We start from the raw sequence: 22,475 nt of genomic DNA, 5'->3' as shown, positions 1-22,475 counted from the left end.
ATCCTATCGGGTTGCGCGGCCAAGGTCAGTTCTGGGCCGTTTGTCCCTGCTCACGTTGCTCGCCCGCACGTTCGTCCGCGCCGATGCGGGCCGGATGATTGGCTCGCCCGGCCCGAGATGCGGCAACCGCAGCCAGGGCGAAGATGATGAGGCACGTCCACATATTCAGGCGCAACCCGAGGATGTGGTTAGCCGTGTCGATGCGCAACGCCTCGATCCACACGCGCCCCAGGCAGTAGCCGGCGACGTAAAGCCACCACACCTGTCCCGATGCGAGGCGGCGACGGCGTTCGAGCCCAATGAGGACGGCCGCGAGGGCGAGGTTCCACAGCAGTTCATAGAGGAACGTCGGATGAAACAGCGTGCCCGGTGCGTAGCCGGCGGGCAGGTGCGCGGGATCGACTCGCAGCCCCCACGCCAGCTCGGTCGGGGCGCCGAAGAGCTCCTGATTGAACCAGTTACCGAGACGCCCGATGGCCTGGGCACATGCCAGTCCCGGCGCCAGCGCGTCGGCGAAGGGGCCGAAGCGGGCTTTGCGGCGAACGACCAGGTAGGCGCCGAGGGCGCCGAGCGCGACGGCTCCCCAGATCCCCAGCCCGCCATTCCAGATTTTGAGGGCGTCGCCAAGATGGCGTCCCGGGCCGATGTAGTTCTCATACGACGTCACGACGTGGTAGATGCGCCCCCCAATGATGCCCGCCGGCACGGCGACGATGGCCGCGTCGAGGACGAGATTGGGATCGCCTCCGCGGTCGCGGTAGCGGCGATGGGCGATGACGACCGCGACGATGACACCGAGAAGGATAACGATGCCGTACATGTGGATCGTCAGCGGCCCCAGCGAGAACGTCGAGAAGCCCGGGGAAGGGATCGCGCCAGGCCTCACCGCTCGACCTTTAGCGTGGCCTCGCGCAGGTCACGGGCGAGGGCGTCGAGGCGGGCGGTGGCCTCGTTCCAGTCGCCGTCGAGGCACTGCAGCAGCGCCGACCCGACGATGACGCCGTCGGCGTAGGTGGCGATCGACGCGGCCTGCTCGCCCCGCGAGACGCCGAAGCCGACGCACACCGTGTCGGCGCCGCCGCGGCGGGTGCGCTCGACGAGGCCGCGCGCGGCCACATCGACGTCGGAGCGAGCACCGGTCACGCCCATCGTCGAGGCCGCGTACACCCACCCGCGCGTGTGCTCGCAGATCATCGCGATGCGTTGATCCGACGAGGACGGGGCAACGAGGTAGGTGCGTTCGAGGTTGTGCGCGTCGGCGGCGGCCTCCCACTCGCCGCCCTCTTCGGGCGGCAGGTCGGGCGTGACGACGCCAACGCCGCCGGCGGCAGCGAGATCGCGGGCGTAGGTGTCGACGCCGCGGGTGAACATGAGGTTGTAATACGTCATCGTCATGACGGTGCCGCCGTGGCGCGAGACCGCCTCGACCGCCGTAAACACGTCGTCCGTGCGCAGGCCCTGCTCAAGGGCGCGAACCGAGGCCTTCTGGATCGCCGGGCCGTCCATCGACGGATCCGAATACGGCTGGCCGAACTCGATGACGTCAAAGCCGGCGTCGACGAGGCGGCACGCCGCCTCGATGGATCGATCCAGCGTCGGGTAGCCGACGGGCAGATACCCGATGAGGCCCGCTCCCCCGGCGTCAACGCGTTGGCGAATCGCTGTGGTGGCGCTGGTCATTTCGTCTCCTTCTGCGGCCGCGTCCCCGTTCCCGTCGACGGGATGGCCTCGCCCAGGTCGAACCACTCGGCGGCCGTCGACATGTCTTTGTCCCCGCGCCCGGACAGGCACACGATGGCGAGCGGGGTCTCGTCCGCGCCCTCGCGCTCGCGCGCCCACCGCTTGAGGCCGGCCAGCGCGTGCGCCGATTCGATGGCCGGGATGATTCCCTCGGTCTGCGACAGCTCGCGCATCGCCTCCATCGCCTCGGTGTCACTCACGCCGATGTAACGGGCGCGCCCGATGCTCGAGAGGTAGACGTGTTCGGGTCCCGAACCCGGGTAGTCGAGGCCGGCCGAGATGGAATGCGACTCAATGGTCTGGCCGTCGTCGTCGGCCAGCAGCAACGTGCGCGCACCGTGGAGAACGCCCGGGCGTCCCGCGCTGATCGAGGCCGCGTGGCGCCCGGTCTCGACGCCATCGCCGCCGGCTTCGCAGCCGAGCAGCTCGACGTCCTCGTCATCGATGAACGCCGTGAACGCGCCGATCGCGTTGGAGCCGCCGCCAACGCACGCGGTGACGACGTCGGGCAGGCGCCCGGTGGCGGCGAGGATCTGCTCGCGCGCCTCGTCGCCGATAATCCGCTGGGCGTCGCGGACGATGCGCGGGTAGGGATCTGGACCCGCGGCGGTGCCGAAGATGTAGTTCGTCGTCTCGACGTTCGACACCCAGTCGCGGAAGGTCTCATTGATCGCGTCCTTGAGCGTGCGCGACCCCTCGCGAACGGCAATGACCTCGGCGCCGAGCATCTGCATCCGGGCGACATTGAGGGCCTGGCGTTGAGTGTCGACCTCGCCCATGTAGATCGTGCACTCGAGGTCGAGCAGAGCCGCCGCCGTCGCGGTGGCGACGCCGTGTTGGCCGGCACCGGTCTCGGCGATGACGCGCGTCTTGCCGAGAGCCTTCGTCAACAGGGCTTGTGCCAGGACGTTGTTGATCTTGTGCGATCCCGTGTGGTTGAGGTCCTCGCGCTTCAAGAACACGCGGACGCCGCAGGCCGCGCCGAACGTCGGGGCCTCGGTCAGCAGTGAGGGCCGCCCGGCGTAGGAGACCAACAGGTCGCGCAGCTTCGCGGAAAACTCGGCATCGTCACGCAGCCGCGTCCACGCCTCGTCGACTTCGTCGAGCGCACCCATGAGCGGCTCAGCAACATAACGGCCCCCGTAGGGGCCGAAGTAGCGAGATGTCGTAGCCATCGAGATCCTTTCTGGCTCGGCCTAGCGGGAGTGGTGGTGATCGCGCGCCGAGCGCACGCGCACCTTGCGCGAGGAGGCGAGCGTGGGATGGGCGCCGGCGGCAACCATCTGGGCAACGGCGTCGCGCGGGTTGCCGTCGCGCACGAGGGCCTCGCCGATGAGGACGGCGTCCGCCCCGTCCTGGGCGTAGGCGAGAACGTCCTGGGCGCTGCGCACACCCGACTCGGCCACGGCGACGACGCCCTCGGGAATGACGTCGACGATTTGGGCGAAATTCGCGCGGTCGACGGTGAACGTCGTGAGGTCGCGGGCGTTGACGCCGACAACGCGGGCGCCGGCGTCGAGCGCACGCAGGGCTTCCAGGCGCGAGTGGGCCTCGACGAGAGCCGTCATTCCCAGCGAATGGACGCGTTCGACGAGCGAGGTCAGCACCGTCTGCTCCAGCGCGGCGACGATGAGGAGGACGAGGTCGGCACCGTGGGCGCGCGCCTCGTGAACCTGGTAGGGGTGAACGATGAAGTCCTTGCGCAGGATCGGCAGCGACGTCGCCGCCCGCACCTCGTCGAGGTCGGCCAGCGATCCGTGGAACTGGCGTTCCTCCGTGAGGACCGAGATGCACGCGGCTCCCCCGGCCTCGTAGGCACTCGCAAGCTGCGCGGGCGAGGCGATGTCGGCCAGGTGTCCCTTCGACGGCGAGGCCCGCTTGATTTCGGAGATGACGGCGACGGGGCCGGCCGCGCGCAGAGCCGCCACGGCGTCGCGCGCGGAGGGTTGGCGGCGAGCACGCTCTTTGAGATCGTCCAGGCTCACCTGTTCTTGGCGCCGCGCCATATCGGCGAGCGCACCGTCAACGAGGTCACTGAGAATCGTCATCGTCGCCTCCTTCGGTCCTCATCGTAGTCCAGCTCACGCGCTCGCCTCGTCGGCGTCCACACGCCACGAGTGGGCGACCTGGGCCGCCCGCAGGGACGCCGACGCCTTCGTCATCGTCTCCTCGTATTCCGTGCGCGGATCCGAATCCGCGACGATCCCGGCGCCGGCCTGCACCCACGCGCGGGAGTCGGCGAGGACTGCCGTGCGAATGGCGATGGCGAGGTCGGCCTCGCCGCTGAAGGTGATGTGCCCGACCACTCCCCCGTACAGGCCGCGCCGGGCGGGTTCGTAACGGTTGATGAGCTCGATCGCCTTCGGCTTGGGCGCGCCGGACAGCGTGCCCGCCGGGAACGTCGCCGCCAGGCAGTCGATGGCGTCGACGTCGGGACGCACCCGGCCCGATACCGTCGACGTGATGTGCATGATGTGGCTGAAGGAGAGAATCTCCATGAAGCCCGACACGCTCACCGATTCCGGCTCGCACACCTTGGACAAGTCGTTACGTGCGAGGTCAACGAGCATGAGGTGCTCGGAGCGTTCCTTCTCGTCGGCCAGCAGGTCGCGGGCGCGGGCGCGGTCGACGTCGGGGTGCCCGCTGCGCGGGCGCGAGCCGGCAATGGGGAACGTCGTCAGTTCACCGCCGCGCACTCGCATGAGGGTCTCGGGGCTCGCCCCGACGACGGCAAAGTCGTGTTCTCCCTCGCGCATAGCCAGCAGGTACATGTAGGGCGAGGGATTGATGGTCCGCAGGGCCCGATAGACGTCAAGGGCGGAGGCCGCGCAAGCGACGTCCAGGCGCTGCGACGGGACGACTTGGAACACGTCACCGGCGCGCACGTGTTCCTTGCACGCCTCGACGACGGCACAAAAGTCCTCGCGGCTCACGCGCTGGTTGATCGGCGGCAGCGGCCCCGAGGACGCCCCCGGCGACACGTCCAGGGCCATGGGCGCCCCGAGCCGCTCCTCCATCGCGTCCAGGCGCGCCACGGCGTCGGCGTAGGCGTCTTCAATACCTTCGGCCAGACCGTTGCCGTTGATGGCATTGGCGATGAGCCACACCGAGCCGTCGACGTGGTCGACGGCAATGACGTCGGAGGCCAGCGCCAGGGCGACGTCGGGCGTGTCGACCTCGCGCGGGGCGGTCGCCGCCAGCTGGGGTTCCCACTGGGCGACCGTGTCCCAACCCAGCGCGCCGATCAGCCCGGACGTCAGCGGTGGCAGCCCGTCGATCGCGGGGGTGGCGAGGATGTCGAGGGTCGCGCGGATGACGTCGAAGAGACCGCCCGAGGTCGGGATGCCGGCGGGAACCTCACCTTCCCACCAGGCCTGCCCGTCGCGGGCGAACAGGCACGCCGCCGAGTGCGCCCCAACGAAGGACCAGCGATTCCACGTGCCGTCGTGCTCGGCGGATTCCAGCAGGAACGTGCCCGCCTCGCCGCGCGCCACCCGGCGATAGATGCCGACGGCGCTGGCCTCGTCGCCGAGGAGGCGACGCACGACGGGGACGACGCGTGAGGACGCGCCGCGCTCGCAGAACTCCTCGAGCGTGGGCCACGTCTGTCCCCACTCGACAATCACGGTTTCGCTCACGGTTCCTCCCCTCGGTGGGCCGGCAGCTGGCCGCCGGCATCAAAGCAACTGCGGGTGCCCTCGTGACAGGCCGCGCCAACCTGGTGGACGCGCACGAGCAGGGCGTCGCCGTCGCAGTCGATGGCGACGGAGCGGACGTACTGGGCGTGCCCCGACGTGTCGCCTTTGCGCCAGTATTCCCCGCGCGAGCGCGACCAGTACGTGACGCGTCCCTCGCTGAGGGTGCGCCGCAGCGCCTCGTCATCCATCCACGCGAGCATGAGGACGCGCTCGGTCTCGTCGTCTTGGACGATGGCGGCGACCAGGCCGTCGGGGCCCCTCTTCAGTCGATCGGCAATAGCCGGGTCCAGGCGTTCCATATCTACCTCACGGGGAAACCGGCCGCGGCCAGGGCGGCCTTGACGTCACCGATGCTGAGCTGACCAAAGTGAAAGACGCTCGCCGCCAGCACGGCATCCGCTCCCTCGCGCACGGCCTCGACGAAGTGCTCAGGACGCCCGGCCCCGCCCGAGGCGATGAGGGGCACGTCGACAACGGCGCGGACGTCGGCCAGCATGGCGAGGTCGAAACCGTCGCGCACCCCGTCGGCATCCATCGAGTTCAGCAGGATCTCACCGGCGCCGCGTTCGACGCCCTGGCGCGCCCACTCTAGCGCGTCGATCCCCGTCGAGCGGGTTCCCCCGTGTGTCGTCACCTCGTAACCCGAGCGCGTCGTCACGCCCTCGGGGCAGCGCCGGGCGTCGACCGAGAGGACGATGACCTGGTTGCCGAAGCGCTCGGCGATCTGGGTGATGAGACCTGGCTCGGCAATCGCCGCCGTGTTGATCCCCACCTTGTCGGCGCCGGCGCGCAGGCGGGATTCGACGTCGCCGACGCTGCGCACCCCGCCGCCGACGGTGAGGGGGACGAAGACCTCCCCGGCGGTGGAGGCGATGACGTCTTCCATGGCCTCGTGGCCGCGCACGGACGCCGAGATGTCGAGGAACGTGATCTCGTCGGCGCCCTGGTCGTCGTAGGCGCGGGCAAGCTCCACCGGATCGCCGGCGTCGCGCAGGTTGGTGAAATTGACGCCCTTAACGACGCGACCGTCGCTGACGTCGAGGCAGGGGATGACGCGAATGGCTACCACGGCTACTCCTGAGATGTCGTGTCGATGACGGCGAGGATGTCGGCGACGACGATGAGGGTGTCGTCGCCCTTGGCCTGCTCGGGCGGCAACACGATGAGGACGCGCGAGCCGACGCGCTGGTCGTACAACTGCTCGCGCAACCCCGTCATCGCCCCGGCCAAGTCGATCACCTGGGGGCCTTTGCCCTCCCACGTGTTCGAGGTCTGAGACTTGTCGTGCCAACGCCACACGGCGAAATTGGCGATCACCGATTGGCCGTTGCTCACCTGTGCGCCCTCACCGGCGCGCAGGACCTTGAGGTAGGCCGCGTTAGGCGGCTCCTCGGCGAGGCTCGCGAGCTGGGGCACGCCCGAGGAATCGCCGATGCTCACCGGCGCGCCGGGATCGGCGGGCATGACCTCGCCCGTCGGCTCGGTCGACAACACGTCGATGACGTCGATCTCCATCGCCTGCTCGCCGTCACGCGAAACCGGTCGCCGCAATGCCAGGCGGGAACCGACTCGCTGGTTCATGACCGCCGTCTTCAGCTCGGGCATGAGCGTCTCGGAGTTGACGCGACCGGCGATGTAGTGCGGCATGTCCCCCGACGACACGAGCTCGCCGGTCGTCCCGTCGAAGACGGTCAGGCGCAGCAAAACGGGCGAACCCTCGCTCAGCTGCGGCCCCTTGCCCTCGGTGACCACCTGAGACTTGGCAAAAGTCAGCGGCAGCGCGGCGTTGAGCGAGACGACGGGAACCGAGTCCGTGTCGCCGGAAATCTCCAGGGACTCCGACACTCCCGAGGGGTGAGTGAGCTGGTAGTGGTGGTAGAACACCGTCGCCATCGTCGCGATCGCGGCGACGACAACAATAGCCAGGCCAACGGGCCACAACCGCATGATCCTACGACCCAGCGTCGGCTTCTTGACCCGGCGCTGCCCGCGGCGCGAGGGACGCGAGGCTGCCTCAGCCCCGCGGTGACGGTGATCGCGACGTGTCCTCGGTGCCGGGATCGCCTCCGCGGGCGGGTCGGACTCGGCGGCGTCGACCTGCTCATGCTCCACAGCCTCGTCGCTGTTCACAGGCTCCCCCTCCGGCGCCGCATCGGCGTCGTCGGGATCAGCCGGGGCGGGGTCGGCGTGGATCATCGCCTCGGGGCGCACGTAGGTCGGCATCGTGAAGTCCGGCAGCTCGTCGGGCATGTCGCGAGGCGTGTAGGTGTCGCCGCGACGGATGGACTCGAGCATGTCTTCGTAAATCCACTGCTCGCGCTCGTGCTCGGTTAAGGGCACGCGGTTTCTTTCCCGATGCGGTGCCATCTCCTACTCCTGCTCGATGTCGGCGAGGATCTCAGCGATCCCCTCGTCACTCGTCGCCAACGGATCGCCGAGCGTCACGGTCGGCAATCGCGAATCGTTGAGGCGCACGTGCAGCCAGTCGCACGTGACCGAGCGGCGGGCGCGCTTGGCCGCCGTGATCACGCTGCCGCGCAGGTGCGCGGGGGCCGGGGAGCGGCGGGGGGCGTGAGCGCGCGCCGGCGCTGCTCGGGCGAGGTGAACCGGCGCAGTCGCCCGGCCGCGGCGAGGGCCTCGCCCAGCCCGGCCGACGTGATGTCGTGGTAGGCCAGTTCCATCCGGATGAGCATGGCCGGTGCCACGTCAGCGCCCGCGCGTTCGCGCACCTGCGCCAGCAAGCGGTGTTTAATCGCGAAGTCCAGCTCGGTGTCGATCCCGCTCCAGTCACCGCTGGCCAGCGCGGTCATTCCCCGTCGCCACAGGTCCCACACGGCGGATTCCAGCGGGTCGCTCGTCGCGGGGTAGGCGCTGACGCGCTCGGCGATCTCGCCCAGGTACTCGACGATGCTTAAGCGCCGCCCGTCGCGCAGCTCGTAGCGGCCGGTACCGTCGAGGTCGGCCGAACTAGCCCGCAGGGTCGCCAGCGGATCGGCAAACGTCAGGCCCGTGATGTCGGCCCCGGCCTCCAACGCATTGAGCAGCAGGTGCGTCATCCCGACCTTGAGCAGCGTCGATCCTTCGGCGACGTTCGAGTCGCCGACGATGACGTGGAGGCGGCGGAAGTCGCGCGCGTGCGCGAGCGGTTCGTCGCGCGTGTTGATGATGGGGCGCGTCGTCGTCGTTGCGGCCGAAACGGCGTCGTCCATGTGGTCGGCGCGTTGAGACAGCGCGTAGCTGCCGTCGGGGCGCACCCACCCCGCACCGACCAGCGGCTGGCGGGCGACGAAGAAGGAGACGAGGGCATCGGCCATGTCGCGGAAGCGGCTATCGCGGCGCAACAGGTAGTTTTCGTGACACCCGCACGAGTTTCCCGCCGAATCGACGTTGTTCTTCAGCAGGTGGATGACACCGGAGACACCCTCGCGCGCCAGCCGCTCGTTGGCCTGCGTCGCGAGGTCGGCGAGCATGTGCTGCCCCGCCGCGTCGTGGGCCAGCAGGTCGGCGAGCATGTCGCATTCGGCCGTCGCGTATTCGGGATGGGCGCCAACGTCGAGATAGAGCCGCCCACCGTTGGGAAGAAAGACGTTCGTCGTCCGCTCGCGCTCGACGAGGAGACGGAACAGCTCGCGAGCCGCGTGTTCGGCATCGAGCGGGGACGCCGCCGGGTCACTCGCGGCGCACGTGATCCCGTATTCGGTCTCGATCCCCCAGATGCGACGGGTCACTGGCCACCCTTTTGGACAAAGCCCTGGACAAACGCCTGGGCGTCCGAGGCGAGGACCTCGTCGATCTGGTCGAGCAGGGCGTCGATTCCCGGCGTCACCATCGCCTGGCCGCCGGCGCTCCCGGTGTCCTCGTCCCCCGCCGGAGCGCCACCGGCGCTGATCTGTTCCTGACTCATTGTGCCTCCCGACTCTTCTGCCGTGCCCAGTCTAATGTGCTCGCCTACCCCAGTGAGTCAACGAGGGCCCGGGCATCTGCGGCCTCCAGGACCGCCCGCTGCGCCGGCGTCGGCTCGACGTCCGGATCGGGCAGCGGCACGCGAATGAGGTCGTCGCCGCCGAAATCGAACAGGAGCGACGACCACGACGCCCGCTGCAACTCGTCGAGGCACGCGACGGCGCGACCACGCAGCCACGCCCGGGTCGTCCTCGGCGGCTCACTCAACGCCTGCTCGACCTCGTAGGAGTCGACGAGCCGCTCGACGCGTCCGGCGGCCTCGAGGCTGGCGACGAGCGAGGTCTGCGGGCGCAGGTCGGCCCACTGGAGGTCCATCGCCGCCAACTTCGGATGTTCCCACCCCGAGCCGACGCGCTGGCGCATCGCGTCGAGCAGCTGATACTTGGCGATCCACTCGATCTGGCCGCCGCGTCCATCGGCCGCATCGCCAAGACGTCGAGGATCGAGATCCAGCGGTCACAAAAATCTCGCGTCTCGTCGTCAACGGCACCGGCCGCCTCCATCGCCGCGGTGACGACGTCGGCGTAGCGACGCTGGATGTCGACCGCGCGCAGGTTGCCCGCCCCGACGGTGGCAATCTCGTAGCTCAGCGTCGGATCGTGCGACACGTTCCACGCCTCGGCCACGGGGTCCCCGGCGATGCGGATATCCGCGAGCTGGCTCAGGTCGCCGTTCTCGGCAAACCACAACAGCGCCGACGTCGAGGCCAGGCGCAGATAGGTCGACACATCGAATTGGTTGGCATCGCCCGTGATGAGGTGGAGTCGCCGCCAGCGCCGCGCCTGTGCGTGGGGCTCGTCGCGCGTGTTGACGAGCGGGCGATTGAATGTCGTCTCGAGCCCGACGGTGTTCTCGACGTAGTCGGCGCGCTGGGAGATTTGGAATCCCGGCGTTTCAGACCTCTGCCCGATGCCGACGCGACCGGCACCACAGATGACCGGCCGGGTGACGAGGAAGGGAATGAGAGCCTCGCTCAGCGCCGCGAAGTCGGACGTCGCGGCGAACGAGGTAGTTCTCGTGCGCGCCGTAGGAGGCTCCCTTACCGTCGACGTTGTTCTTGTACAGGACGATGTCGTCGCCGCCGCGGGCCAGCTCCTCCATCGAGCGCCGCGCCACCAGGTCACCGGCACGGTCGTAGAGAACAGCCTCACGCGGCGAAGCCGTCTCGGGCGAGGAGTATTCGGGATGCGCGTGGTCGACGTAGTAACGCGCCCCGTTCGCCAACACGCACGAGGCCGCCTGTGGTTGGCGCGTGAGCGAGCGCGGGGCGTGCTCGATCCCGGCCGCGCTCGATGTCGGGCCCGAGGGCGCCGGGCGGTCGGGGTCGTCGGTGAGCATCGACGGGTCGGCGCTGGCGCGCTGAAGGTGGAAACCGCGCATGTCGGCCAGCGGGTCCTCGCCCGCGAAGTCCCACCGCACCGGCCCGGACTCGCCGCCTCCGCGCGAGAGCCGGTAATAGGCCGAGACGACGTGTGAGGACAGGACCATCGCGTGTGCCCCCGGCGTCGACGGGGACAGCACCCCGAATTCCGTTTCGGTCCCGATCGGGCGAGCGATCGTCATGGAGCTTCCTCTCGTCGAAAGGTGTTACTTCTGCGCCGGGCGTACCGCTGCCACCGTATCGCCCCGGTATCCCAAATTCCGACTCCACTGCGTGGGGTCGGCAGCCGCGGCCAGCTTCGTCATCTCGTCGATCTCGGCCGCGACCGCGGCGCGGCAATGCTGCTCCCCCATTCCGGCACCCACGCCGCCCAGGGCGTCTTTGATGGCGAGTTTCTTCGCCCGCTCGACGATGCCGGCCAGCATGGCACCCGAGACGATGTCGCGCAGGTAGATGACGCCGCTGGCCCCGGAGGAGTAGGTGACGTCGAATACGCGCCGCTCCTCATCGCGACTCCACACGGCCGACGTGATGAGGTCGACCAGGTGATCGCGGGCACCGTCCTGCCCTCCATACCGCACGACCAGGGCGGGATCGAGCGGGACGTCGCGACCGACGTGGATCGCGACGATCTCGGCGCCGGCCTCGCGGTCGGGACGCTCCAAGCGGATCCGCACGTCCAGCCGTCCGGCGCGCAAAACCGCGGGATCGATCATGTCCTCGCGGTTGGATGCGCCGATGATGATGACGTTGTCGAGCCCATCCACGCCGTCCATCTCGGCGAGCAGCTGGGGCACGACCATCGTCTCGACGTCGGAGGAGATGCCCGAGCCGCGGGTGCGGAACAGGGCCTCCATCTCGTCGAAGAAGATGACGACGGGGTGGTTGGCGCCGGCGAGTTCGCGGGCACGGGCGAAGATCTGCCGGATCTGGCGCTCGGTCTCGCCGACGAATTTCGACAGCAGCTCGGGCCCCTTGACGGACAGGAAATAAGCGCCGGCCTCCCCACCCAACGACGTCGCGATGGCCTTGGCGATGAGGGTCTTGCCGCACCCGGGCGGGCCGTACAGCAGGATGCCGCGGGAGGGCTCGAGTCCGTAGGAGCGATAGAGCTCGGGGTGGGAAAACGGCAGTTCCACGGTGTCGCGCACGAGGTCGATCTGCTCGCGCAGCCCGCCGATGTCGCTGTAGGACACGTGCGGAATCTCGGGAGTCAGCAGCTGCTCGACGTCCTCGCGCACGACCCGCTCGACGGCGATACCGGCTGCCGTGACGGCGATGAGGGAGTCGCCGGGGCGAACGACGTCGCGCAGCCCCTCTGCCAGGCGCAGCACGAGCGCGCTGATGTGGCCCGATTGGACGAGAACGCGCCCATCGGCGAGCACCTCGCGCACGGTGACAATCTCGCCGGTGTCCAGGGGCACGCCCGGCCCCGCGGCCACCATCTCGTCGCCGAGCCGCACGAGATCGCCGACGCGTAGTCCCTCGCTGCCGGGCGCGAGTGCGACCCGCATCCGCTTGCCACCCGACCACACCTCGGCCTCTCCGGCCTCGGCGTCGAGCGCAAGCAGAGGAACGAGGCTGACCGGCGGCTTCGCGCAGGTATCGACGAGCGCCTGCATGTCGAGGAGTTGCTGGCGTGCCTTCGCCAGGGCCTCGCCCAGGCGGCGGTTTTTCTCTTCCACACTGGCCAGACGCCGTCGCTCATCCTCACGCGAGAACTCCCGAAAGGTCTGGGTGTCGGACGAGTGTGGATTCACCGGGGCAGCCTCCTGATCGATGTATTCAGTCTAGGAAGGCGCCTCCTCGCGCGCCATCGCGTCCGCCTGCGGGTCCTCCGGCCCCTCGTGTACCCACTCGGCGACGCGAGCCTGGGCGTCGCGACGGACACGACGCAGCTTCTTTGCCGAGATGGGACGCTGCCCGGCGTCCGCCGGATCCCACCCGGTCGCGTCATCCCACTGCCCGCCCATCCCCTCGGCTGCCTTGGCCGGACGCCGCTTGGGGCGCGGCGGCGTGCAACCGGGCGCGAGCAGGCGCGTCATGAGAAGGAACCCCGTGTGGGCGATCATTCGGTGTTCGGGGCGCACCGCCAGTCCCTCGACGTGCCAGCCGCGCTGCGTCGTCTCCCACACCTCCGGCTCGGTGAAGCGCTGGGTCGCGCGAATGTCCTCGGTCAGGCGCGACATCTGGGTGACGGTGGCGACGTAACACACGAGGACGCCGCCGGGGTCGAGCACGCGCGTGAGGGCGTCGAGGTGTTCCCACGGGGCCAGCATGTCGAGGACGCAGCGGTCGAAGCGGTCCTCGCCGCCGTCCAGCACCTCGCTCATGTCGCCGCGGCGCAGGTCCCACGTCGACGGCATCCCGCCGAACCACAGCTCGACGTTGGCCTGGGCGATGTCGGCGAAGTCGTCGCGAATCTCGATGCTCGTCAGCTTGCCCGTCTGCCCGATCGCACTGAGCACCGTCAGCGACAGCGCCCCCGACCCGGCGCCCGCCTCGAGAACGCGCGCGCCGGGATACAGATCGGCCAGCTGAACGATCTGGGCCGTGTCTTTGGGATAGATGATCGTCGCACCGCGCGGCATTTGCAGGATGTAGTCCTGTAGGCGCGGGCGCATCGCGACGAATTCGCGTCCCTCACGCGAGGTGACGACGCTGCCTTCGGGCGCACCGATCAGCGGTTCGAGTCGCAGGGTCGTCTTGTTGGCGTTCAGCCATCCGTCGCGCCGCAACGTCACCGTGTAGGGGCGCCCACCCGCCGAGGTCAGCTGGACGCGTTCACCTTCGCGCAGGGGGCCCCGCCGACTGGCCGGTCCCGGGGTGGCAATGGAATCGGTCATTCGCCCAGTCTACGGTGCCCCGGAGCGGCCAAGCGGTTTAGGGTGACGTCATGAGCTTGCCCGCGCTATCGCCCTCACGCGCCAACGATTTTCGCAAATGTCCCCTCCAGTTCCGCCTCACCGTCGTCGACCGGATTCCCTCTCCCCCGGCGCCCGCGCGCGAACGCGGCACGCTCGTCCACCAGGTGCTCGAAGACCTCTTCGACCTGCCCGAGAACGAGCGCACGTCCGAGCACGCTCGCGACATGCTCGCGCCGGCCTGGGCGGCGATGGTCGAGAAGAATCCCGACCTCGAAGACGTCTTGTTCACCGACGGGCTGACCCGCGAGGCCTTCCTCGCCGAGGCCGCCGGACTCGTCGACAACTATTTTTCCCTGGAGAATCCCAGCCGCCTAGCCCCGACCTACCGCGAACACTACGTGCGGGCCACCGTCGGCGACGGCCTGCACATTCACGGCTTCCTCGACCGCATCGACGTCGCCCCCTCCGGCCAGGTCCGCATCGTCGACTACAAGACGGGCAAAGCGCCGGCGCTGGCGTGGCTCGGTCCCTACCTGTTCCAGTTGCGCTTTTACGCCCTCGCGTGGCGGGTCATGCACGACGTCGCACCGGCACGACTACAGCTGCTGTTCCTCAAGTCGGCGAAGACGTACACGCACGACCCCTCGGCGGCCGAGCTGGAAGCGACCGAGGAGGAGCTCGTCGACCTGTGGGGCGATATCTCGGCCGCCGCCACCTCGGGCAATTTCCCGCCCCGGCGCTCAAAGCTGTGCGACTGGTGCGATGTGCGTCATCTGTGCCCGCTCTTCGGCGGCACCCCGCCCGAGATTCCCGAAGACGGCATCACCCGGCTGCTGTCGATGCACGACTAGCAGCTGCGCAGCGCCTCCACGGTGAGGTCGCCGACCTCGCGCACCGTCATGTCGGCCTCGGGCCACGCGTGCCCCAGCGGCCCAGACAGGCCGACGACGCGGGCACCCGCCCCCCTGCGGGCCGCCATGCCGCTGGCCGAGTCCTCGACGACGACACACTCGGTGATGTCGAGCCCGAGGCGCGAGGCCGCGCACAGGTACGGATCGGGGTGGGGTTTCGCGCGCTCGACCTCGTCACCGGCGATCGACACGTCGAACACGTCCGGGCCCGCCGAGTCGATGACGGGGGCGAGCAGGATCCGGTAGGAGGACTGATGAGCCCCGTCGCGATCTGGGCCTGACGTAGGCCGGCGAGCAACGCAGCGCCCGGGCATCCACGGCACGCCGTCCCGTCTGTAGGACGTGGCCATCGCGTGCAGCAGCTCGTCGACGACGGCCCCTCGTCACCGCTGCGTCCGGCGTGGTCGAGCATGTTCCGAGCCGTCACGCGCAGGGGTTGCCCCGTGCACGAGCGCCCGAGTTCGGGCGTCCATGCTTCGCCGCCCCACGATTCCATGATCGCAGCCTCGCTGGCCTGCCAGCGCGGTTCGGAATCGATGAGAGTGCCGTCCATATCGAACAGCACGGCGCGGATGCTCACAGCGACCCCACGCTCGACAGCGCCGGGATGACCCCGGCGAGCAGGCAGCCGGCGACGACGAACGCCAGCACGATGCGGTAAATGACGAACGGCGTGAACGTCTTGGTTTCCACCAGGCGGAGGAACCACACGATGACGGCGTAGCCGACGACGAACGAGACCACCGTCGCGACGAGCGTCGGCCCCCACCCGGCGTCGTTGCCCTCGGCGAGTGCTTTCACCGCCTTGTACAGGCCCGAGGCGAAGACCGCCGGCATGGCCAACAGGAAGGAATAGCGGGCGGCGGCGACGCGAGAATAGCCCATGAAGCGCCCCGCCATGATCGTTCCTCCCGAGCGCGATACGCCGGGGATGAGGGCGAGCGCCTGCGCGAATCCGAAGGTGATGGCGTCGCGCCAGCTCAGCTGCTCCAGCGATTTGCGCTTGGAGCCGTAGCGATCGGCCAGCCCCAGCAGCAAAGCGAAGGCGATGAGCATGACAACGGTGATCCACAGGTTGCGGAAACTCGAGTCGATCCACGATTCCAGCGCCAGCCCCAGCAGGCCGATCGGCAGCGAGCCGACGATAATCATCCACCCCATGCGGGCGTCCGGGTCGTTGCTCGGCACACGCGAGCGCGCCGGCGCAATCGGCAGCGACAACGCCCACGACCGGATGATGCGGACGATGTCGGAGAAGAAGTAGACGAGCACGGCCAGCTCGGTACCGATTTGGATGATCGCCGTGAAGGCGGCACCGGCGTCGCGACCGAGGAATTCCGAGGCGATGCGCAGGTGCGCGGAGGACGAGATTGGCAAGAATTCGGTGAGCCCCTGGATGAGTCCGAGGAGCAGTGCTTCGCCGTAGTTCACGACTACACACAGTACTCAAGCCGCGATAGCGTGGAGCCTATGGAATTACGCCGAGTTGGTCACACCGGGCTGCGGGTGTCGGCATTGGGGTTGGGCACCCTCACGTGGGGGCGCGACACCGACCGCGAGGATGCCCGCCAGCTGCTCAGTGATTTCCTCGACGCCGGCGGCACCCTAATCGACACGGCCGCTCACTACGGCGACGGGTTGGCCGAGCAGACGATCGGCGACGTCATCGACCAGCTGGGCGTTCGCGGCGACGTCGTCCTCGCCTCGAAGGCGGGCCTGGTCGAGGGTGCCGATGGTCCGCGCATTGACTGCTCGCGCACCTGCCTGCTCGACAGCCTCGATGCCTCGCTGGAGGCCCTGCATACGGATCACCTGGAATTGTGGTTACTCGACCACTTCGACGCCTCGGTCCCCATCGACGAGACGCTGTCGGCCCTTGAGGTGGCCCTGCGCTCGGGCCGGATTCGTTACGTCGGGGTCGCGAACTATCCGGCGTGGGCGCTGGCCGAGATCGCGTGCCTGCTGCCGGGCCACGGCGGGCACCTGGCCGTCATCGAGACGGAATATTCCCTGCTCAACCGCTCGTTCGAGGGCGAGCTCACCGACGCCAGCGCGCACTTCGGGTGCGGCGTCTTCGCGTGGTCGCCCCTGGCGCGCGGGGTGCTGACGGGGAAGTATCGCTCGCATACTCCCCCGGATTCGCGCGCGGCGACCCCGCACCTACGCGGTTTCGTCGAGCCCTACCTCGATGCGCGCTACGCCGGCACCATCGAGGCGGTCGCTCGCGCCGGCGAGGGCTTTGGGCTGTCGGCCGGCCAGGTCGCCCTGTCGTGGGTCAAGGACGCGCCCGGCGTCACGTCGACGCTGCTGGGCCCGCGTACCCCCGGCCAGCTCGCCCAGCTGCTCGAGGTCGTCGACTTCGCGCTGCCCCACCAGATCCGCAAAGCCCTCGACGACGTCTCCTAGCCCCCTCCCAGAAAGCTCCCCCGCATGACCGCGCAACGCCTCCAGCTCACTTGGTACAACAAGGACCAGGCCCTCATACCCACCGAGACGGGTAAGTACGGCTATACGTGGGTGGACCCGTCTGATCCGCGCTACTGCGAGACCCATACGCTGGTCATGGATGAATACGTAGGGGGGGGGGAACTCCCAAGCAGGACGGAGTTGTCTATTCTGAGCGCGCCGATCTGGAGCCTCAAAACGATAACCTGCTGATCCTGGGTGAGTCGGGGGATGTTCTCGAAGCCCTCACCCGCGTTCCCGAGCTAGCCGAAAAATACGTCGGCAAGGTCAAGCTCGTCTACATCGACCCGCCGTTTAACACCGCGCAGACGTTTGCCCACTACGAGGACAACCTCGAGCATTCGATCTGGCTAACGATGATGCGCGACCGGCTGCTGCATCTCAAAAACCTGCTCGCCGAGGACGGCAGCATTTGGGTGCATTTGGATCACGTCGAGAACCACCGGATGCGACTTCTCATGGACGAGGTTTTCGGCGCCGTCAATTTTATTGGTGAGGTGTCGTGGGAGAAGACTTATTCACCTCGCAACGACGCAAAGGGTCTGTCCGAGCGAACAGACCAGATTATTGTCTATGGCAAGTCTGAATCGTTTGGGGTGAATCGACTTCCTCGTACAGCTGAGATGAATGCGCGCTACTCCAATCCTGATGGCTCGAGGTGTGGTGTATGGAAGAGTGGCGATGTGTCAGCTCCGAACAACCTATCTGGGAAACGACAGGTTCCCGCGTTGTTCGGGATTGAGCATCCACTAACGGGAGAACTTGTCTATCCGGCGCGCGGGGCCCAGTGGAGATTCAAGCAACAGCGTGTTCTTGCCGCTCTTAAGGAATATGCCTCCTACGAACTTGTCGCCCCTGATCTTGAGCTGCGTGCAAAGCACAGCGGACTTTCCCTATCCGAGCTTCGTGACGATGTCTGCGATCTACGGATTCCACCTGATCAGGTTGCGGCTGCTCACGAGCAAACTCTAGCGAGGATAGCGGAGGGCGATTGGCCCGAGTTCTACGTCAAAGATACGTCCTTTGGTCGAAAAATCTACGCCGCAGAAGCAGCAGGGCGTACGCCCGAGAATCTGTGGCTGCACGAAGAGGTTGGGCACACCGATGGGGCGAAGAAAGAGATCCAGGCCCTCTTCCCCGGCACCACGGCGTTTTCTACGCCCAAGCCCGAGCGGCTCCTCGAACGGATCATTCACATCGGGTCGGACCCTGGCGACATCGTCCTCGACGTCTTCGCGGGTTCCGGCACGACGGCGGCCGTCGCCCAGAAAATGGGACGGCGCTGGGTGACGTGCGAACTGCTGGAGTCCACGTTTATGACGTTTACCCGCCCGCGCCTCGAGAAGGTCATCAACGATGAAGATCCCGGCGGGATCACTCGTACGAAGGGCGAGCGCGTCGCCGCCGCGGGCGTCGAACTGCCCGCCGGCGTAAGTCCCGATGACGCCGCGGCCTTCACCCGGGTGCTCAACAAGCTCATCACCAACGACCCCGAGGCCAAGAAGGACCCGCGCGTCAAAGCCCTCAAGGCCGCGGCGAAAACCGCCCGCGGCGCGGACGTCATCAACTGGCGCGGCGGGGGCGGCTTCCAGATCGCGCACCTGTCGCCCGCGTGTTTCGACTACGACCCCGCGCTCGACCGGGTGCTGCTGACTGCTGACGCAACCGGCGACGCCCTGGTCGCCTCGGTCGCCGCGAACCTCGGATTCACGCTGTCGCACCCCGACGATGACTACCTCTTCGACGGCCGACGCGGCAATGCCCTGCTGAAGGTCGTTGACGGCATCGCAACGACTGACATTGTCGACTCGCTGGCCTCGGAAATCCAACCAGGCGAGACGATCGTCCTGGCCGCAACGGCCGTCATGGACGGCGTGCGCCACCACCTACGCCAGGCCGTGAAGGGCTCACGGGTGGTAGCCATACCCGATGACGTGTTCCGCTACACGCAAGGTGGTGACCAGTAATGACAGCCAAGCTCAGCATCGGTTTCGATTCGGAGATGCTCGAGTCGATCAGCGCCGAATTCGACCTGCGTGCCCCGAACAAGGAGGCGCTGCGGCAGCTGATCTTTACCCTCGACGGTGACTACGACCCCGGCGTCATGCAGGTGCTCAACCTGGCTACGGGCGTCGGCAAGACCTACCTGATGGCGGCGTTCATCGAGTATCTGCGCCGCCAAGGCGTGGGCAACGTCGTCATCGTCACGCCCGGCAAAGACTGTCCAGGCCAAGACGGTGCAGAACTTCACGCCCGGCTCGCCGCGCTACATCGCCGGCTCCCCCGTGCCACCGCAGGTGGTGACCCCGCAGGACTACTCGGCGTGGATCGCCCGCCAAAACGGAGCAGACCACCTGTCGTTTGGGCGCGAGGTGCCGATGCTCACCTTCATCTTCAACATCCAGCAGCTCATCGCCCCGAAGTCGGTTGAGGGCGACACGCTCGGCACCAGCCAGGACGCGATACGCCGCAAGCCGCGTCGCTTCGATGAGAACGCCGGGGTGTTGTTCGACTACCTGAAGAACCTCCATGACCTCGTTGTCATCGCCGACGAGTCTCACCTCTACGGCTCCACGGCAGTGGCGTTCCACGCGGCTCTCAAGGAGCTGGATCCCGCGGCGGCCATTGGGCTGACGGCGTCGGTGAACAAGAAGACCGATCACGTCATCTACGAATATCCGCTGTATCAGGCGATCCGCGACAAATACGTCAAGGCGCCGGTGCTCGCCTTCCGCAAGGATGGCTACGGCACATCTGAAAACCCGGAGGAGCAGCAGTTGCGCGACGCGTTGCAGCTTCGCGAGATCAAGCAGGCGCACTACGACGCCTACGCCGCCAACCAGAACCGCGCCCAAGTCACCGCCGTCGCATTCGTCGTGTGCGCCGATGTCGACCACGCAACGCAGGTCGCCGATCTGTTGCGCACGCCGGAATATTTCGGGCGCGACGACGCCGTGTTGCAGGTGGACTCCAAGCACGAGGACGAGGTAACTCAACGACGCCTCGACGAGCTCGATCACCCCGACTCCTCTGTTCGCGCCGTTGTCAGCGTCAACAAGCTCAAAGAGGGCTGGGACGTCAAGAACATTGCCGTCGTCGTCACGCTGCGGGCAATGGCGTCAGAGGTGCTGACCCAGCAGACCATGGGCCGCGGCCTGCGGTTGCCGTTCGGGCGCTACACCGGGGTCGGGCAGATCGACCAGCTCGACATCATCGCCCACCAGTCCTTCGAGGAACTGTTGAACGCCGAAAACGTCCTCCAACAATTCGGCCTCGAAGATGCCGTTGCCGAGACGGACAAGACACGCGTGGACGAGGCAATCCGCAGGGCCGCGGGTGCGACGTCTCCATCCCCCATCGGGACGGGCGAGCAAGCGCAACCAGTCGATGAGCGCCACGAGAACCCCCGCAGCGTCGACGAGACAGCTGGCCTCGGCAGCGAGACCGTCCCACCGGCACCGGTCGCGCGACCGGGAAGCGTGCCGATTTCGGGCGGTGGGAGCCCAGGTCCCGGCATCGAGATTCGCACAATCCCGACACCGCAGCCCTGTGACGAGACCGAGCAGACCTGGGACTTCCCAACAATCGAGCGCAACCCGGAGTTCGCAGACGTCACCTACATGTTTCCCACCACGACGGTGACGAGCGTCCAGCCGCCGATTGAGCTATCCGAGATCGACGACGACGCGGTGGAGCGGGCCGCCCACCGGGTCACCTCCGCCGGGGACGTGTTGTTGCGCAAAGAGATCATTGCGGCACTGGGCAAGAAGCTGCGGACTGAGGACCGCGAGAGCGCGGAGGTCGGCTCGCTCCCGGTCGAGGCGGATGACGCACACCGAGAGCTTGTCACGCTCGTCCTGAACATGGCCCGTGGTGCCGAAGACCGATAGAACGGCTCATTATGTCAGGGCATTCCTCGTGCCGAAATTCATGCAGGCCGTCCCCTTTTCCGGATGGACTGTTAAGTCACTGGCGTCAGCGCGTAATGAACTCGAAAAGCTCGTTCGCACCTACATTAACGAGGCGCTGCGGGCAACCCGCGAGGTGCCAAGCATTCGCCCCACGGCGATGCCGGGCGGCGCTTATACGCTGCCGCTGGGCGAACAGATTTATGACCAGATCCAGACGCCCGCGGATTTTGTTGCCCGGCGCGTCTATCGCGGCTGGTTCAAGTCGCTGTATGCCGAGGAGTCGTTCGACTCCTACAGCGGCGAGTACGCGCTGGCCCGCCTCCTCAACACCTCCCCCAACATCGTGTGGTGGCATCGCCTCCACTCCCGCAAGAGCGGGTTTATCTACTACACCGCGAAAGACCGCTATTTTCCGGATTTCGTCGCCCTCGACACCGACGGGGTGCACTGGATCATCGAGGGCAAGTCAGAGCGCGGGCGCGACGATGCCACCGTCCAGGCCAAGCGTAAAGCCGCCGAAGCCCTGGTGCGTCGCCTCGTTGCCGAGGAGGCCTACGCCGGTCAAAAGTGGGGCTACCTCATCGCTTACGAAAAGGACACGGAGCGAGCCGATTCGTGGAACGACCTCAAGGCGTTCTCGAACCCGGTCAGCAACGCGCTATAGCGGAGACTGCCGTCACTCATATGCTCAGCGCTGGTCGCGTCGATGATTGGCGACTAGCACTGCGACCAATCCACATATACACGCGATCGAACCGACCAACCATAGGGGGTTACTGAACGCGCAGGCAAGGGTAATCATCCCCACAGCGCCCAAAATCGCGACCACGATTATCTCAGATGGTGATAAGCGATACGTGCGCACGCCGCACCTCCTGCCCTATTTCCGTCCCCTCACGCGGCTTGTCCCAAGTTATTAATGTGGTGCTGCGTCACCACCGGCCGATGCCGGCTACTTCGTGCAGCGGCTCGCCACAAGCGTCGTAATCGCCGCAAGAGAGATAAACAGCGAAACCGACGCGCCCAGATTATTCGATACCGGAGCGAAGAACGGGATCGTGAACGCCAATAGCGCAGACGCGAACGTCAGCGACAGGTCTCGATCCCTATCCCCACTCTTCGTGAGCTTGGCACCCAGGCGAGCAAACTGCACTCCAGCAAAAAACGCGCCGACAAGGTTGGCGATGAGGCTGATGACAAATGACATCCCGACACCCCGAGCGCTCTACGACCTAGTAGTCGTCGTCCTCGTCGTCGCCGAACTCGTAATCGTCGTCGTCAAAGACCCCGTCGTCGTCCTCGTCGTCTTCGTCATCGACGATGTCGAAGGGCAGCTCGACCCCGACGGCCTTGAAGAGCGCCTGATCGTAGGCGAAGAACGCGTCCTGCAACGCGGTCTCGCTGTCGACGACGTCATCGGCGTCGGGATCTTTGGACGTCGTGGCAGCCGCATAATGCTTTTCCAGCACCGCGATGAGGTGGTCGAGCGCTGCGCGGGGATCCTTAGCCATGAGTGTCTCCCTCCGGGTAATAGTCGT

The 22,475-nt window shown here is 67.3% G+C and carries 20 protein-coding genes and 2 pseudogenes; 4 read left to right on the top strand and 18 right to left on the bottom strand.

Annotated elements, in window-relative coordinates:
- Nucleotides 1-25 precede the first annotated feature (25 nt).
- The 14 genes and pseudogenes from lgt to H8R18_RS03795 form a co-directional block, all read right to left on the bottom strand.
- Nucleotides 26-886 carry a prolipoprotein diacylglyceryl transferase gene (lgt, locus tag H8R18_RS03855; protein WP_191070806.1) on the bottom strand — a complete coding sequence of 287 codons (861 nt, stop codon included), beginning with the start codon at nt 884-886 and terminating at the stop codon, nt 26-28.
- Entirely contained in the window at nt 883-1,680 is a 798-nt protein-coding gene (gene trpA / locus H8R18_RS03850) for a tryptophan synthase subunit alpha (RefSeq protein ID WP_191070805.1), read from the bottom strand. The genes lgt and trpA overlap by 4 nt, the downstream gene beginning before the upstream one ends.
- Nucleotides 1,677-2,915, bottom strand: coding sequence for a tryptophan synthase subunit beta (gene trpB, locus H8R18_RS03845; RefSeq protein WP_191070804.1), 1,239 nt, complete (start codon nt 2,913-2,915; stop codon nt 1,677-1,679). Before trpB ends, trpA begins: the two co-directional genes overlap by 4 nt.
- Nucleotides 2,916-2,936: 21 nt before the next feature.
- On the bottom strand, nt 2,937-3,788 hold the full coding sequence (trpC, locus tag H8R18_RS03840; protein WP_191070803.1) for an indole-3-glycerol phosphate synthase TrpC: 852 nt from the start codon (nt 3,786-3,788) through the stop codon (nt 2,937-2,939).
- Between the two features lie 33 nt (nt 3,789-3,821).
- Nucleotides 3,822-5,378, bottom strand: coding sequence for a chorismate-binding protein (locus tag H8R18_RS03835; RefSeq protein ID WP_227712878.1), 1,557 nt, complete (start codon nt 5,376-5,378; stop codon nt 3,822-3,824).
- Nucleotides 5,375-5,737 carry a phosphoribosyl-AMP cyclohydrolase gene (gene hisI, locus H8R18_RS03830; RefSeq protein ID WP_191070802.1) on the bottom strand — a complete coding sequence of 121 codons (363 nt, stop codon included), beginning with the start codon at nt 5,735-5,737 and terminating at the stop codon, nt 5,375-5,377. The genes H8R18_RS03835 and hisI overlap by 4 nt, the downstream gene beginning before the upstream one ends.
- Before the next feature lie 2 nt (nt 5,738-5,739).
- Nucleotides 5,740-6,507, bottom strand: coding sequence for an imidazole glycerol phosphate synthase subunit HisF (hisF, locus tag H8R18_RS03825; protein WP_191070801.1), 768 nt, complete (start codon nt 6,505-6,507; stop codon nt 5,740-5,742).
- A 2-nt stretch (nt 6,508-6,509) separates the two neighbouring features.
- Nucleotides 6,510-7,778, bottom strand: coding sequence for an FKBP-type peptidyl-prolyl cis-trans isomerase (locus H8R18_RS03820; RefSeq protein ID WP_191070800.1), 1,269 nt, complete (start codon nt 7,776-7,778; stop codon nt 6,510-6,512).
- Nucleotides 7,779-7,808: 30 nt separating this feature from the next.
- Nucleotides 7,809-7,967 carry a hypothetical protein gene (locus tag H8R18_RS09735; RefSeq protein WP_338089211.1) on the bottom strand — a complete coding sequence of 53 codons (159 nt, stop codon included), beginning with the start codon at nt 7,965-7,967 and terminating at the stop codon, nt 7,809-7,811.
- Nucleotides 7,964-9,166: a proteasome accessory factor PafA2 family protein gene (locus H8R18_RS03815; RefSeq protein ID WP_338089210.1), complete on the bottom strand. Its 1,203-nt coding sequence runs from the start codon at nt 9,164-9,166 to the stop codon at nt 7,964-7,966. The genes H8R18_RS09735 and H8R18_RS03815 overlap by 4 nt, the downstream gene beginning before the upstream one ends.
- A complete protein-coding gene (locus H8R18_RS03810) occupies nt 9,163-9,342 on the bottom strand; it encodes a ubiquitin-like protein Pup (protein WP_191070798.1) in 180 nt (59 codons plus the stop codon). Before H8R18_RS03810 ends, H8R18_RS03815 begins: the two co-directional genes overlap by 4 nt.
- Before the next feature lie 44 nt (nt 9,343-9,386).
- A pseudogene (dop, locus tag H8R18_RS09935) lies at nt 9,387-10,964 on the bottom strand (depupylase/deamidase Dop).
- 24 nt (nt 10,965-10,988) lie between these two features.
- Entirely contained in the window at nt 10,989-12,542 is a 1,554-nt protein-coding gene (gene arc, locus H8R18_RS03800) for a proteasome ATPase (RefSeq protein WP_191070796.1), read from the bottom strand.
- Between the two features lie 30 nt (nt 12,543-12,572).
- Nucleotides 12,573-13,628 (bottom strand): tRNA (adenine-N1)-methyltransferase, encoded by a 1,056-nt coding sequence (locus H8R18_RS03795; RefSeq protein WP_191070795.1) that lies wholly within the window; start codon nt 13,626-13,628, stop codon nt 12,573-12,575.
- 50 nt (nt 13,629-13,678) lie between these two features.
- Between H8R18_RS03795 and H8R18_RS03790 the strand changes: the two genes are divergently transcribed.
- Nucleotides 13,679-14,500 (top strand): RecB family exonuclease, encoded by an 822-nt coding sequence (locus H8R18_RS03790; RefSeq protein WP_191070794.1) that lies wholly within the window; start codon nt 13,679-13,681, stop codon nt 14,498-14,500.
- Here H8R18_RS03790 and H8R18_RS03785 read toward each other — a convergent pair.
- Both H8R18_RS03785 and H8R18_RS03780 read right to left on the bottom strand, forming a co-directional pair.
- Nucleotides 14,497-14,910: an HAD family hydrolase gene (locus H8R18_RS03785; RefSeq protein WP_194189387.1), complete on the bottom strand. Its 414-nt coding sequence runs from the start codon at nt 14,908-14,910 to the stop codon at nt 14,497-14,499. The genes H8R18_RS03790 and H8R18_RS03785 overlap by 4 nt on opposite strands.
- 226 nt (nt 14,911-15,136) lie before the next feature.
- Entirely contained in the window at nt 15,137-15,991 is an 855-nt protein-coding gene (locus H8R18_RS03780) for an undecaprenyl-diphosphate phosphatase (protein WP_191070792.1), read from the bottom strand.
- A 39-nt stretch (nt 15,992-16,030) separates the two neighbouring features.
- Here H8R18_RS03780 and H8R18_RS03775 point away from each other — a divergent pair, with 39 nt between their 5' ends.
- The 3 genes and pseudogenes from H8R18_RS03775 to H8R18_RS10050 all read left to right on the top strand — a co-directional run bounded on the left by H8R18_RS03775 (nt 16,031) and on the right by H8R18_RS10050 (nt 21,601).
- Nucleotides 16,031-16,966 carry an aldo/keto reductase gene (locus H8R18_RS03775; protein ID WP_191070791.1) on the top strand — a complete coding sequence of 312 codons (936 nt, stop codon included), beginning with the start codon at nt 16,031-16,033 and terminating at the stop codon, nt 16,964-16,966.
- A gap of 164 nt (nt 16,967-17,130) precedes the next feature.
- Nucleotides 17,131-18,993 carry a site-specific DNA-methyltransferase gene (locus H8R18_RS03770; RefSeq protein WP_338089213.1) on the top strand — a complete coding sequence of 621 codons (1,863 nt, stop codon included), beginning with the start codon at nt 17,131-17,133 and terminating at the stop codon, nt 18,991-18,993.
- A pseudogene (locus H8R18_RS10050) lies at nt 18,993-21,601 on the top strand (DEAD/DEAH box helicase). Before H8R18_RS03770 ends, H8R18_RS10050 begins: the two are co-directional and overlap by 1 nt.
- A 288-nt stretch (nt 21,602-21,889) precedes the next feature.
- Here the strand turns inward: H8R18_RS10050 and H8R18_RS03760 are convergent.
- Both H8R18_RS03760 and H8R18_RS03755 read right to left on the bottom strand, forming a co-directional pair.
- Nucleotides 21,890-22,144, bottom strand: a complete 255-nt coding sequence (locus tag H8R18_RS03760) for a hypothetical protein (RefSeq protein WP_191070788.1) — start codon at nt 22,142-22,144, stop codon at nt 21,890-21,892.
- Between the two features lie 25 nt (nt 22,145-22,169).
- Nucleotides 22,170-22,448 (bottom strand): DNA primase, encoded by a 279-nt coding sequence (locus tag H8R18_RS03755; RefSeq protein WP_191070787.1) that lies wholly within the window; start codon nt 22,446-22,448, stop codon nt 22,170-22,172.
- Between the last annotated feature and the right edge of the window lie 27 nt (nt 22,449-22,475).

Source organism: Nanchangia anserum, from assembly GCF_015240065.1.
In the GTDB taxonomy this organism is placed as follows: domain Bacteria; phylum Actinomycetota; class Actinomycetes; order Actinomycetales; family Actinomycetaceae; genus Nanchangia; species Nanchangia anserum.
The sequence above is the reverse complement of the archived record's forward strand: the minus strand, read 5'-3'. Positions and strand labels throughout refer to the sequence as shown.

Coding starts and splice junctions, on each gene's coding strand:
- H8R18_RS03810 (WP_191070798.1), bottom strand. CDS start 9,342: ATGAGTCAGGAACAGATCAGCGCCGGTGGCGCTCCGGCGGGGGACGAG.
- H8R18_RS03760 (WP_191070788.1), bottom strand. CDS start 22,144: ATGTCATTTGTCATCAGCCTCATCGCCAACCTTGTCGGCGCGTTTTTT.
- H8R18_RS03790 (WP_191070794.1), top strand. CDS start 13,679: ATGAGCTTGCCCGCGCTATCGCCCTCACGCGCCAACGATTTTCGCAAA.
- H8R18_RS03795 (WP_191070795.1), bottom strand. CDS start 13,628: ATGACCGATTCCATTGCCACCCCGGGACCGGCCAGTCGGCGGGGCCCC.
- H8R18_RS03785 (WP_194189387.1), bottom strand. CDS start 14,910: ATGGCCACGTCCTACAGACGGGACGGCGTGCCGTGGATGCCCGGGCGC.
- H8R18_RS03755 (WP_191070787.1), bottom strand. CDS start 22,448: ATGGCTAAGGATCCCCGCGCAGCGCTCGACCACCTCATCGCGGTGCTG.
- trpA (WP_191070805.1), bottom strand. CDS start 1,680: ATGACCAGCGCCACCACAGCGATTCGCCAACGCGTTGACGCCGGGGGA.
- trpB (WP_191070804.1), bottom strand. CDS start 2,915: ATGGCTACGACATCTCGCTACTTCGGCCCCTACGGGGGCCGTTATGTT.
- trpC (WP_191070803.1), bottom strand. CDS start 3,788: ATGACGATTCTCAGTGACCTCGTTGACGGTGCGCTCGCCGATATGGCG.
- hisI (WP_191070802.1), bottom strand. CDS start 5,737: ATGGAACGCCTGGACCCGGCTATTGCCGATCGACTGAAGAGGGGCCCC.
- H8R18_RS03775 (WP_191070791.1), top strand. CDS start 16,031: ATGGAATTACGCCGAGTTGGTCACACCGGGCTGCGGGTGTCGGCATTG.